The 12491-nt window shown below is 47.9% G+C and carries 14 protein-coding genes and 1 tRNA gene; 7 read left to right on the forward strand and 8 right to left on the reverse strand.

Going from position 1 to position 12491, the window contains the following annotated elements:
* Nucleotides 1–10: 10 nt before the first annotated feature.
* Nucleotides 11–2152 (reverse strand): AAA family ATPase, encoded by a 2142-nt coding sequence (locus GII36_RS04130; protein WP_260762761.1) that lies wholly within the window; start codon nucleotides 2150–2152, stop codon nucleotides 11–13.
* 289 nt (nucleotides 2153–2441) lie between these two features.
* Here GII36_RS04130 and GII36_RS05905 point away from each other — a divergent pair, with 289 nt between their 5' ends.
* The 3 genes from GII36_RS05905 (at nucleotide 2442) to GII36_RS04145 (ending at nucleotide 3601) form a co-directional block, all read left to right on the forward strand.
* Nucleotides 2442–2735: a DUF7249 family protein gene (locus GII36_RS05905; protein ID WP_446680079.1), complete on the forward strand. Its 294-nt coding sequence runs from the start codon at nucleotides 2442–2444 to the stop codon at nucleotides 2733–2735.
* Between the two features lie 241 nt (nucleotides 2736–2976).
* On the forward strand, nucleotides 2977–3309 hold the full coding sequence (locus GII36_RS04140; RefSeq protein WP_260762765.1) for a DUF3768 domain-containing protein: 333 nt from the start codon (nucleotides 2977–2979) through the stop codon (nucleotides 3307–3309).
* 70 nt (nucleotides 3310–3379) lie between these two features.
* Nucleotides 3380–3601, forward strand: coding sequence for a hypothetical protein (locus GII36_RS04145; RefSeq protein ID WP_260762766.1), 222 nt, complete (start codon nucleotides 3380–3382; stop codon nucleotides 3599–3601).
* Between the two features lie 36 nt (nucleotides 3602–3637).
* On the opposite strand, the gene GII36_RS04150 is transcribed toward GII36_RS04145, so the two are convergent.
* Nucleotides 3638–4447: a replication-relaxation family protein gene (locus tag GII36_RS04150; RefSeq protein ID WP_260762768.1), complete on the reverse strand. Its 810-nt coding sequence runs from the start codon at nucleotides 4445–4447 to the stop codon at nucleotides 3638–3640.
* Nucleotides 4448–4689: 242 nt separating this feature from the next.
* Between GII36_RS04150 and GII36_RS04155 the strand changes: the two genes are divergently transcribed.
* Genes GII36_RS04155 through GII36_RS04170 form a run of 4 tightly spaced genes read left to right on the forward strand, consistent with a single transcriptional unit; the run spans nucleotide 4690 to nucleotide 6983 of the window.
* Nucleotides 4690–4842: a hypothetical protein gene (locus GII36_RS04155; RefSeq protein ID WP_260762770.1), complete on the forward strand. Its 153-nt coding sequence runs from the start codon at nucleotides 4690–4692 to the stop codon at nucleotides 4840–4842.
* Between the two features lie 49 nt (nucleotides 4843–4891).
* Entirely contained in the window at nucleotides 4892–5074 is a 183-nt protein-coding gene (locus tag GII36_RS04160) for a DUF6364 family protein (RefSeq protein ID WP_260762772.1), read from the forward strand.
* A 48-nt stretch (nucleotides 5075–5122) separates the two neighbouring features.
* Nucleotides 5123–5317: a hypothetical protein gene (locus GII36_RS04165; protein WP_260762774.1), complete on the forward strand. Its 195-nt coding sequence runs from the start codon at nucleotides 5123–5125 to the stop codon at nucleotides 5315–5317.
* Complete coding sequence (locus GII36_RS04170) at nucleotides 5292–6983, forward strand: recombinase family protein (protein ID WP_260762778.1); 1692 nt, start codon at nucleotides 5292–5294, stop codon at nucleotides 6981–6983. Before GII36_RS04165 ends, GII36_RS04170 begins: the two co-directional genes overlap by 26 nt.
* Here the strand turns inward: GII36_RS04170 and GII36_RS04175 are convergent.
* The 6 genes from GII36_RS04175 to GII36_RS04200 form a co-directional block, all read right to left on the reverse strand.
* A tRNA-Leu gene (locus tag GII36_RS04175) sits at nucleotides 6973–7060 on the reverse strand. The two genes, GII36_RS04170 and GII36_RS04175, sit on opposite strands and share 11 nt — an antisense overlap.
* A gap of 184 nt (nucleotides 7061–7244) precedes the next feature.
* Entirely contained in the window at nucleotides 7245–9047 is a 1803-nt protein-coding gene (locus GII36_RS04180; protein WP_260762780.1) for a peptide ABC transporter substrate-binding protein, read from the reverse strand.
* Between the two features lie 7 nt (nucleotides 9048–9054).
* Nucleotides 9055–9285 (reverse strand): preprotein translocase subunit SecG, encoded by a 231-nt coding sequence (secG, locus tag GII36_RS04185; RefSeq protein WP_260762781.1) that lies wholly within the window; start codon nucleotides 9283–9285, stop codon nucleotides 9055–9057.
* 2 nt (nucleotides 9286–9287) lie between these two features.
* Complete coding sequence (locus tag GII36_RS04190; RefSeq protein ID WP_260762784.1) at nucleotides 9288–9680, reverse strand: phage holin family protein; 393 nt, start codon at nucleotides 9678–9680, stop codon at nucleotides 9288–9290.
* 18 nt (nucleotides 9681–9698) lie between these two features.
* Entirely contained in the window at nucleotides 9699–10913 is a 1215-nt protein-coding gene (locus GII36_RS04195; protein ID WP_260762787.1) for an aminopeptidase P family protein, read from the reverse strand.
* Nucleotides 10914–10928: 15 nt separating this feature from the next.
* Nucleotides 10929–12473, reverse strand: coding sequence for a helix-hairpin-helix domain-containing protein (locus GII36_RS04200; RefSeq protein WP_260762790.1), 1545 nt, complete (start codon nucleotides 12471–12473; stop codon nucleotides 10929–10931).
* Nucleotides 12474–12491 lie beyond the last annotated feature (18 nt).

A 12491-nucleotide genomic window follows, 5' to 3' on the forward strand; every position in this document is an offset into this window, starting at 1 on the left:
ATAAAAGCACTTATTGCTTCATTTCATTGTGATGGTACGTGTTTATATCCTTAATGCGGTTCATAAGAAATCGAGAGCTTGTATGAATTTCAGCGATACTTCTCGTAGGTGTCGTACCGTGCGAGAGAACATTGCAAACAGATAGTAACTTCTTGAGCTTGGCTTCATTATTGACACTAATATTGATTACTTCAGTTTCAAATAGGGCTACTGCAATTTCGTTGTAACTGCTTTGCGTCGCAAGCGCTATCCCAAAGTTAAAGCGAATATACTCCTCAAGCACGCGGCGCATCGTATTGGGCATATGCAGCGCTTCATCAGGAGTTAACTGATCTGCCGTTTTTTGCGAGAACTCGTAGATTTCTTTGTATAACTTTCTGTAGGGCATGGTGACGCTGCGTGAAAGCTCAATGTCACTCTGGCCGCTCACCTTAGTAATTTCAAACTTTTTAACGTTGGCTTCCTCGTACTTTCCATAGCACAAGTCACAGTAATCACGCCATGAGTGCGTAAGCACGAACGACTGAAAATTCCGGTTATCAATGATGCTCTTTACTAACTCAAGGATAAAGAACCTATTCTCATCGTCCATACTTGTTGCCGGATCATCAATAATAACTATCTCAAGGTTATCCTTGAGGTTCTTCTTGTCGCTGCCGAGCATCTCGTAGTAGAAATACACCAGTGCCAGAAGATTGCGCTCGCCCTCGCTTATATCGTCAATATTGAGATCAACATTCAAAATAGAGTGCTGCAACGCGTACGCTTTTCCCGACAATACTAACTTGAAGCCGATTCCAATTTCTTCAAATATCTGATTCAGATACTCAGCAAAATCAGACAGGTCAGATTTGCTATCTCTAAGCTTGCGAATTGCCTCCGTTCTTGTACGAATATCTTTCTTGAGTTCAGCAATCTTTTTATTATTCTCCGTATAGGCTGCCGTGTTATCACTAACAAGCTGGCTATTCTTCACCTCAAAACCGATTGCACCCTTAACAAGAATCTCTAGCCGGTTAATCTTGTCTTCATATAAGCTCTTGAGTTTCTCACGAACATCAAGGAGTGCTTGAATATGCTCTTGCGCCGTGTCGAGTGTATTTTTGAGACTGTCCACGTCTATGCTGGCTTTTTCGGACATTGCCTCAATCTTATCGGCTATAACTTTACCGGCGTCTTCTATGGCTTGCTTACTGGTAGCGAGAGCGGCCAAAGATTGTTTAACGGACTCATCTTGCTCAAGGGTCACAGTAACAGTCTCACTGGCATCTGTAATACCATTGATGTTCTTGTAGATGAGTCGGAGACTATTCTGTATCTTCTCAAGTATTTTACGGTCAACACTTCTTTCGTCGTCAAGGTACGCTTGAATACGCTGCGCCACTTCTTTCGTATCAAGCGGGCTTTTACAGTATTCACAGTGATCCTTGCCGCTATGAAGCTCAAGACCGGTTTCTAGCCAGCTAACAATATCCGCACTCGGTATTTCTATGGTTGAGTAGGTTTTAGCGGTAATGCGGCCAAGTTCCTCAAAGTCGGCTTCGGCTATTTCCGGCGAGCGGCTTAATGAGAGACTATTGATAAGATCGAGAGTACTCTTAAAATCTTTTTCGCCATCAATTTCATCGTACTTCTCGTCGGGGAACTGTTTAACGGCGTTGGTATAGTCGTCAGTCCAAAGCTGCACCACCTTTTCATGAATACCCTCTTTGATAGGCTTCTTGGCGATACTGGCCTTACCTTTTCGTCGCTTAAAGATATCATCAAGCGTCGTTGTCGTGGCTGCAATCAGCTTCTCATTTTCTTCCGTCAGAGTGTCTATTTCTGCTTGTGCTTTATCATTCAGGTCTGACTGTTCTTGGATACGCTTCTCTAGATCAACGTCAACCTTACCGAAGTCAGCCTTTACGCCTTTGATTCCGCCGCCGTCCTGTAATAGTAGTTGCTCTGATACGAAGTGTTTGTTGTAGATGCGGAGATTGGCTTCATCGTGCGTTTTCAAGTATTCAGTACGCAGGCCAAGCGCAAGAGAGCTTTTACCGTTCCCGTTGGGCGCGAAGAATATATTGGAGCGCCCAAATAAGCAGCTCGGTCCGGTGTAGCCTGTAAATGATTTGAGTGTAAAATCTGTTACTTTTTCAACTGGCGTCATCAGATCTAATTTTACCGCCCAACTCCTCTAATGGCTACCATAAGTACTTTGAAAAAGAAAGAAGACTCCTGTTCTCTCGCAGAGCGAAAAACACGAATCTTCTTAACCCAATTATATATAGAAATTAATTATTTTTAACTCCTTACTTCACGTACTGTTCAAGTATACGGGTCGAGCAAACGTATCAAGGTCGTTCGTTCACTGGTAAACGTCAGGAGCGCTCCACCTTGACACCTTTGCCATGCGACCCCGTCAGGTAACTCCGTTACGTAAAGTAAAGGAGGAAGACATGACTAGCGTAGCTGAAGCAACACAAACTGTAGCCACCGAGTATAACGGGTGGAGCAATCGAGAAACGTGGGTGGTAAACCTGTGGCTCTCAGGTGAACCGTCTAGTTATAGCGTACTGATGGAAGCTGTGAGTATGCAATGTCCCGCAGTCGACAAAGCTGACTGGCTTAAAGAACGGTTAGAGTGGCAGCTAAACGATGAGATCGAGGATGCCTGTATGTGGCGCGACTTGCTACAACACGCCTTTCGACAAGTTGACTGGTTAGAGATTATCAAAGCTAATCTCGACTAGCTAACGACGTCCTGAGCATGACGCTAAACTGCTCCTATCGTCATGCTGTACGGAACTAAGTGGCAGCATGTAAGAGGCTTCCTCCCTCTGTCTTTTCATTATACGGGTGAACGAACCGCATCAAGGTCGTTCGTCCCATTGGTAAACGTCAAGGGGAGCTCCACCTTGACCCAGTTCGTTGCAGCCCGTCGCCCTCTGACAGAGAGGCAGAAAGCCCTCTCGGTAAAGCAAGGAGGGTCTTATGGACACCGACACGATACCAAACGAAACATCAGCAAAGATAGCTGCGCTCAATGACGCGCATCGTCGTAGCAATCCAGTGCGTTACATGATTACGCGCGGCGTATCTGCAAAGATGGATTTGCAAAGAGTCATCAGCATGGTACGGAGTTACGATGTCTTTAATGAAGACAACGACCCATACGGAGAGCATGATTTTGGACAAATCAAGCTCGATGGCGAGACGTTGTTTTGGAAGATAGACTACTACGACCAGCAGTTGTCCGGTTGGTGCGATCCGCTCAGTCCGGATTGTCACCGAGTCTTAACGGTGATGTTAGCCGAGGAATACTAACCTCGGCTTTTTTAGTCCTGGGCGTGACTTAAAACCGCCCGACAAAGTTTAATTCTAAAGGAGCGAAGACATGTATATCACAGTAAGCGAAGCAACACGTCAGAAAATTGAGCACAGTCGAGAAAGCTGGGCAGAAATAGCTAAGAAGTTTGGCTGGTACTTTGAACCGTTCTATATTCAGGTACGGATTGACGAGTTCGGTGAAGTTGTCGATACGGTTGGCCATAAAGGTATGCAAAATTCACGCGGCGATATACTCATATCTGATGAGCTTGATGACGGAATAGAATAGCTATCATACCAGTCCTGGGCAAGACGATAAAAGGCTCTACAAATCAGATAGTAGTAAAAGCTCGTCAGCATCTTCAATGCTTGTCCAAACGGCATCGCTTGCGGCTGCGTCTTTGAGTGCGCCAAAGGTGGTCGTATATACAGCCAAGTCATCGTCTATGTCGGCACGATTGATTGCAGCACTAGCCGCACGCCTCGCGCGTGTTTCGGTCGTACCTTTTTCCGTGACGAGTAATAGGCTCGGTAGTTCGCTATTCGTCGCCTCCCAGCCACCCTCATCAAAGAACTCAGCATAACCACTAATCCGGCGATCAAGTATATTGCGCGGCAGACTGTCAGGAATGACATCTAAGAAGAAGCGCTTTGGAGTGTCGCCAAGTTTGAGTGACAAAAAGGCATCAGGTGGACTATCGGGAAAGTAGCTAAAGCGGCTCATATCGCGGCGGAGGTATACCTTCAAGTCTGGGTACTGATGCTTGAGGGCGTTCGTGAGGCCATAGACATCTAGGGTATGGGAAACAAAAGCTTGACTCAGAACTTTATCACGATAGCTGGCCTTTATGGTGGCTTCGGTAATGTGAGCGTGACCATCAAGCGCTTGAAGCGTTTTGAGGCCTTTAGACGTCAAGTAATAGGCTGCTGGCACACCGAGTAGCTTGAGTCGCTTTTCCTGCCTCATAGCTACTAATCCATGCTTAATAAGGACGTTTAATTTCTCGTATAAACTAGACCCTGCTTTAATACCTAGACTATCTGCTACTAACTGACGACTACCAAACCTGTACTTATACAGAACTTCTAATATGTCTATTTGACCTTGTTTTAATGCTGATCGTTTATCTGCCATGATACTATCTCGTGTTCACTGTCTCTGCTTCTTCTTTTCTATATATGTATATATAAGAAAGAGAGAAAAAATACAAGTATTAACAGATGTAAATAAGGGTATAAATACCGCATACCGATATTCGGCATAATTTAAGAGGTAAAATAAGTAAAAAGTATTGCTTTTTATTTTAATTAGTAATACTATTTATATATAGAGATTGTACGTTAACAATTCGGCTAGTTACAGGTAAAGGAGGCGGCATGATTGAGCGTGAATTACTTGAAAAGGAAGCGATGGCAGAAGTATACGCCTGCTGGTACTACGACCTAGCAGATACGCTTTACGAAACGCCAGACGAAGACCTTTTGGCTATCGTGAACCACACGCATATGTGCATTACATGTGAGCGCTAAATAGTATTACATGTTAAAATAAGGGCAAATGTCCAGAAAGATAGTCAGTATGCAAATACGTGTCACAGACGACCTACGCGAGCGTGCAAAGGCCGTTGCTAAGAAGCATGGACTAACGCTTAGCGAACTCGTGTTGCAGCTGCTTGCTCAAACGGGTGACAAGCAGCTCAAAGATTTAGTGAACAAAGAACTCAAAGAACGACCAAAGCCAGGACGACCCTGGGACAAATAAACTACTAGCCGAGTTGTTAGCGTGGCAATCTCCACATAAGGAGGGTATATGTCACGTCCAAAAGGCAGTAAAAATCAGCAAGCAATCGCAACTCCCGACACGGTGCAATTCACCGTCGAGGAGCGTATCAAGTTTATTGCCGACCTGATTGCCGACCGTATAGCCGAAGACGAGGCTGACGGCTTTCCTCTGCTCAAAAAAATACAGGAGGTAGACAATGTTTCAAGACAGCAAACAGCGTAATGCTGTCCTAGCAGTCCGTGTATCGACTGTCGGGCAAGGGATTGATGGCGACTCGCCAGAAGCCCAAATCGAGCAAGGTAAGCGCTATGCTCCTGCGCACGGCATCAATATCACTAAAATCCTGACGTATCTTGAGTCGGCCGCCGGTGATAATCAGCCGATGCAGCATGTGATTGATTACGCTATCGACCCGAAAAACGATATTGACGTTATCCTTGTCAAATCCATCGACCGTTTCACCCGCGCTGGTGCGATGGTGTACGAGCAGCTCAAAAAACAGCTCGAACCCCGTGGTGTCCATCTTGAAGACATGTACGGCGTGATTAGTAATGCAAAGATCAACACGCTAGAGCATCTCGGTATGGAGTATAAGTGGAGCGTTACCACACCGTCACGTAAAACAGAGTTACTTGAGGCAGAACGTGCCAAAGACGAGGTACGCGATATTCTAACGCGCATGATTGGCTCGGAAATCCGCTACACACAGATCGGCTACTGGTCACGTGCAGCGCTATACGGATATGAAACGAGCAAGCTTGAAACCGTGAACGGTAAACGAGCTATTCTTGTGCCGCAAACCGACCAAGCGCCTATTATTCGTAAGATGTACGATATGCGAGCCTCTGGCATCTACAGTGACGACCAAATAGCCGATGAAATGAACCGGCTTGGTTTTCAAACTCCAATCAAGGTAATTCGCGACAAGCTAGACCGGACTAAGATTGTGAGGCGTTCTGGCGGCAAGAAAATGACCGGCAAGCTGCTGCGCGTCTATGTTGCAAAGACTATTTATGCAGGCGTGAATACTGAAAAGTGGACTGGCGATAAGCCGGTGCTATGTAAGTTTGATGGTTTAGTGTCTATCGAGTTATGGAATAAAGCCAATCGCGGCAAAATCAGTATTGCACTCAATCCTGATGATCCAGACCACCCAACCGTTACCCGTGCGCCTAAGCAAGAGAAATTTGCAAAGAAGAACGTATATAACGAGGAGTTCCCATATCGCAAAGTGGTGCTCTGTCCTGAATGTAGCAATCCGTTGCTTGGGAGCGCTTCTCGTGGCAAGTCGGGCAAATACTACCCTGCATATCACTGTAGTCACCACGGTCACTATTTCCGCGTTCCTAAAGGCGAGTTCGATGACAAGATAAATCAATTCATTGAGCGCGTTATCGTCGATCCTGCGCGTTTTGACGAGGTTCTAAAGGCCGTACAGACCGTGTGGGAGCAACGCCAAGTGCGTGTGCAGGACGAGGGTGAACTACGCGATAAGAAGCGCGAGGAGCTTGAGGCTCAGATGCGCGTTATTGTAGACAAAATGAGGCTTGTGTCATCACCGACGGCAATTAAATACATGGAGGAGGACTTAACTAAAATAGAGCAGCAAATTAACGATTTAGATGCTCGTAAAGGCGAGCTAGAAACGCAAGGAGGCGTCGATATGCCAACAATCTTGAAATATATAGAATACTTTGTGGAACACCTCAAAGAATTGCTCATCGACCACTGTAACCCGATACTTCGAGCACGTTATTTTGGGGTATTATTCGACAAAATGCCAAGCTATGCAGAAATAGATTGTGGAACACCAGAAAATGAAAAAGTTCCAGAGGTCAACGAGCTTTTCAAGCTTGTATTGTCTGGAACGTCTTCATTGGTGCGGTGAAGAGGACTTGAACCTCCACGAGCGCAATGCTCACTAGCCCCTCAAGCTAGCGCGTCTACCAATTCCGCCACCACCGCAAAGTGGTTATGTCAATGTGACTTTTGTGTCGCCACTGGACTTTCGCTTGTCGCGCTATCGCGTCTACATAATATTCACGTTTCACGCAGCCGCCACAAGAGTGGTTATATAGTGTCAGTTTAGTGTCGTGAGCGGGACATACTAGCAATTCCCTCTGGAATAGCTCAGATCATTGTACCGGTTTTACGGTGTTTTGTAAACAGGTGCTTGATGCGTCGACCAGTAAATGACATCGTTAAATCGGTCCGTAGCAGTGATAAGTGTCGTGCCAGAGTCGAAAGCTGTCGAGTCTTTTGTGTGCACATACGTCATTTGCGACTGGTAAAGACCAAGTGCCGGTGCATCTTTGAGCCATTGGCGTACAAATGCCTGGTACTTGGCGTTGCGCAGGCCATCTTCGAGGCGCAGTCTCGCACTCACCAGCGCATCATCACTAATACCATTGCTGTAGTTTGAGAAATTAAGTCCACGTTCCACGGCCTGCGACGAATGCCAAAACGCATAGACATCCGGATCGGCACCCAAATACAACTCGTGCACCAGCACATCGAAATCACGCGGCTGCAGCACACTACTTGCTAAATTCTGCGTAGGATCGCTTGTGTCGACGGTGCGCAGCTGCGCCTTGACACCTAGGCGACGCCACTGCGAGACCAGACTTTCCACCACGCCCTCGTAGTCAGCCCCCTTGATGGTCACGACATTGAGCGTCAAGACTTCGTCGCCTTTTTTACGCTCACCTGTGGGAGATTTCTTCCAACCCGCCTCATCGAGTAGCCGCTCGGCGCGTGTCTTATCGTAGGCAGGCTTGGCTATACCCGAAACATCCGTCTGACTAGAGAGTATCGGCGTCTCTAGCGGAGATACTTTTACCGGCAGTGACTTGAGTGCGGCATTGATATCCGTGCCCGCCTGCAACGCCTGGCGCACCTCCACACTGCTTAATGCTCCCGTAGAACGTGTGTTGAAAAGCGCATACACGCCGGCATGCACCGGACTAAGCGAGGCGGCATACGCCGGATCGTCCACAAACTGACTATAGTCCGCAAGAGATACGCCGTTGACCGCATTGACAGCATGGCTACGAATCGCTCGTGACAAACTATCGCTCGCACCATAAGAATGCAGCTGGAAACGCTCGATCTTGGGCGTGCCACCATAATAGCTCGCATTTTGATTCATGTGCACGACTACATGCGCGTCTCGGCCTTGAATATCTTGACGCAACTTGAAGCTAAATGGGCCTGAACCAACAGGCTGCGCGCTAAATCGACTATCGCGCAACGCGCCGGGAGTAATCTTCTGCAATATATGTTGGGGAACAACGGCAAATGTGAGTGCGTTTGGAAACGGCGCGTATGTCGACGGCAACATGAAATCAACAGTTCGAGTATCGATTTTTTTTACCTCGACATTTTGCCAGCTTGCACTAGTTGGTATGCTGGTAGCTGGATTTTTGATCAGACCAACCGTAAACACCACATCGTCGGCCGTAAGCTTCGCATGATCGTGCCAAAGTACATTTGGGCGGAGCGTTACCCTATAGCGCTTACCTTCGTCGAGCACAGACACGTTTTCGGCCAGATCGCCGCGTAGCTTGCCTGTTTTGTCATAGGTAAGAAGACTGGAAAACATCAAGCGCGAGACAGCTTGTTCACCGGGTGTCGATGCATAAAGCGGATTGAGCGTCTTGATTTCGCCCCGCACGCCTTCCGCATACGTGCCGCCGGATCCTCCCGCGTATGTGATGTATGACGACTGAAACAAAAAAAATTGAGTTGCTGCAACTGCAATCAACACACCCATGCCGAGCAACCACAGTGCAATATTACGCCGAACTTCACGAGCACTATGCAGCCGTTTGATAATGAAGCGATGTGCGTGCTTCACAGAAGCATTTTCGGCACGTTTCGCTCTCTCCGAAAACTTTCCCGACTTCACACTCAGGCGCTGAAATCGGTTCCATTTCTTTTCAGAATCGGCCACTGAAGTATTACGCTCCTAGAGCAGGTAGCAGCAATGATGCCAAGATAGACAGCACAAACACAACTGCCACGATAATAGTGAACTCGAACAGGTTTTTGTCGATACCACGACGCGATGTAAACAACTCGCCCGAGCTACCGAATCCCGCACCAAGACTTGCGCCACGCTGCTGTAGCAAAATTGCCGTCGTCATCAAAATTCCCGAGCCCACAATCGCAATCTGTAATGCTGTATCCATATCTATGCTTCCTCTCTCTTTTTGATCACCTGGAGTTCCAAGGCGCTACTTACTATATAGTTTATCAGACTTAATAGCATTCCGGCAAAAATCGAGTTGAGGAATGTCATCTCAAGCCCAGGAGTAAGCTGAATCGCGAGCCACACCACAAAGCCATTGACGATAAAAATGAAGAGGCCTAGTGTCACTAGTATCGCGGGTAGCGATAGAATAATCACCACGGGTCGAAGTAGCGTATTGAGAATCGAGAACACAAGACCAGCTAGCAGAAAAAGCCAGATGCTTTCGTCGATCTGCTGATCCGACACACCTGTGCCGAGCAGACGTACAGCCACCCACAACCCAAATGAATTGAGAAGCCAGCGGACTATAAATACGGCAAATTGACGTCGCATACTATGCTTTAAAGTATATCATAACTCTGTCTCGAGTTTGGCACTCAGATTACGGTGACCTTTGGCCGTGACGAGTATATCGTCTTCTATCCGCACACCTATGCCTTCTTCGGGGATATAGATACCCGGCTCGACCGTGAGCACCATACCCTCTTGCAGGTATTTAGGACGACCTAGTGCATCGTGTACGTCAACACCCAGGCCATGGCTAATTGCATGCGGAAAATATTTTCGATAGGCGTCATCATCCATATCCCGCATAAGACCAAGGCCGAGAAGTGCACGCTTCATAATTACATCTACTTGTCGGTGATACTCTTCGATACCAAGAAGCGGCTCGATGAGCGAGATGATCTGGGTCTGCGCACCTGCTACAGCTGCATGCACTTCCAGCTGCCGCTTAGTAGGCTTGCCGACAGCGTAGGTTCGGGTAATATCAGCAGCATATCCGTTCACGCGCGCGCCGATGTCAAGCAGCAGTAGTGTACCTTTTTTGAGCACAGCGCTATTTGTCCCATAGTGCAGTGTACACGCATTACCGCCACCCGCTACGATAGGATCGTACGCATGTCCTATCGCACCCCGAGAGCGGAAGTAGTGAGAGAAATCCGCCTCGACTTCATACTCGTGTTTGTATGAATCAAGTTTTGATTTCACTTCGCGGAATCCATCGATCGTCAAATTGATTGCCGCCTGCATAGCAGCAATTTCTTCTGGATGCTTAATCGCACGAAGCTCGGCAAGTTTGGGCCGAAAATCCTGCACCTGTGTAAATATACGCTGGCACTGTTCCCGCAAGTCATGCGCAGCGGGGTTGAGCGTGAAACCAAAATGCTCATGATACTGGGGTTGGTCAACAACGTAGATAAACTGCCGAGTGCGCGCTTCGCGGCGGAGAAGCTCGAGCGCTTCGTTTCTATCGATTACATCAGCAACACCACTGATGTCGCGCGCATGCTGAGCAGACAAACTCCCGTCGAACAGTGCATGAACCTCGTCGACTTCTGGTGATACAAGCCACGATTTACCCCGCGTCCCGTCCATAATCAACCACCAGTTTGCATGTTCAACACCCGTCAGGTACCAGAAATTTGCCTCTTGCTCGAAACTATGCGCCGCATCATTGCCTCGCTGCATTTCACTATACGCCGACACTATCAATAAACTGCCTTCGAGCTTCTGCATGGCAGCCTGGCGATTTGTTTCGAAAAATGTCGCGTCCAGCTTTTTCATCTTCCCTCTAGCGTATCACAAAAACTTTTTGATTTCGGTAGCTTTTGCCTGCCCAACAAGAGCCGCCACCTCTGCTTCTGGCGCCGCTTTGACTGCACGCAAACTGCCAAACGTCTTGATTAGTTTCTTGCGTGTCGCGGGGCCAATACCCGGTATATCCTCGAGTATGCTTTCCGTCTGCTTCTGCTTGCGGAGCACCGTGTGATAGCTCACAGCAAATCGATGCGATTCGTCGCGGATGCGCTGAAACAGCTTCACCACGTCTGTATGCGGATAGACCTGCGTGCCTGCACGAAGGTTGCGCGAATGCGAACCGGCATTGCGCTGACCAGGGTGCAGATTGACGACATAGAATTCACCGCTCTGCTGCACATCAATCCCCTCCTGTGCAGCATGCGCAAGACCATCGAGATATGTCGCGTCGATACATGAGCGTGTCCGGTGTACGATCATCTCTTCTTCGCGCTTGGCTATGCTGATTACGGGCACGGTAACTCCTCGTTCATCCAGTGCTTTTATGGCCGACTCGAGTTGCCCTTTGCCGCCGTCGATCAGCAGTAGGTCGGGCATACCCCATGCAGTAATATTTTTTGGACTCAGGCGCCTGAGGAGTGTGTCGTACATATTTGCATAGTCATCGTTTTGCTGCAGCTTAGCCTTGAACTTACGATACTCGGCACGATCACTCACACCGTTGGTAAACACTACCATACTCGCCACTACGTTGGTGCCACCCATATGACTAATATCGTAGCCCTCGATACGAGTAGGTAGCTTATCGAGACCTAAGAGCAGCTTGATATCCACGAGTGCCTTGTCTTTAGAAATATCCAGAAATTCACGGTCGCCAAACATCACCCGGCGCTGCAACTCTCGCATGTGCCCAAGCTTGTTGCGCAGGTGTGCAGCCCGTTCAAACTCATGTAGACCCGCAGCCGTTTTCATCTCCTGCTCTATCTCGTTGGCAAGTTGTTTGCGGTTGCCTTTTATGTAGCTTACGAGCTTACGGAGATTAGCCTTGTATGCTTCGCTACCATCCTCTCGGCGAGGACTGAGCCCCAAGTCTTCATCCAGCCGCGACTGACCTGGTTTTGGTTCGCGGGTAAAATACGGAAATACTTTACGAAGATACCGCAGAGCCTTTTTGAGCGCGTAGCTGTTATAAAACGGCCCGTAGTAATCTGCATTGTCATCGGCAGGATTACGGGTGAAACTGACTGTCGGCCACTCGCTCTTCATATCGATCCGCACGAACATCTGCGACTTGTCATCACGCAGCAGTATGTTGTAGCGTGGCATATAGCGCTTGACCATCTCGCTTTCGAGAAACAGCGCATCGATTTCGCTTTCTGTCTCTACCCAATCAGTGTCAAAAATTTCCGCTACGAGCGCCTGGGTCTTAATGTCTTTATCGCGTGAATCTTGAAAATACTGCCGTACACGATTGCGAAGTACCGCCGCCTTGCCAACATAGATAATCTCACCTGCCGCATCTTTGTGAAAATAGACGCCTGGATTGCGAGGTAAAGTCTTGAGCTTGGCTTCGAGTTGTGCGTTCACTTTTCTAGTATACGCTAG

This window comes from Candidatus Mycosynbacter amalyticus (assembly GCF_025273655.1).
Lineage (GTDB): Bacteria > Patescibacteriota > Saccharimonadia > Saccharimonadales > Saccharimonadaceae > Mycosynbacter > Mycosynbacter amalyticus.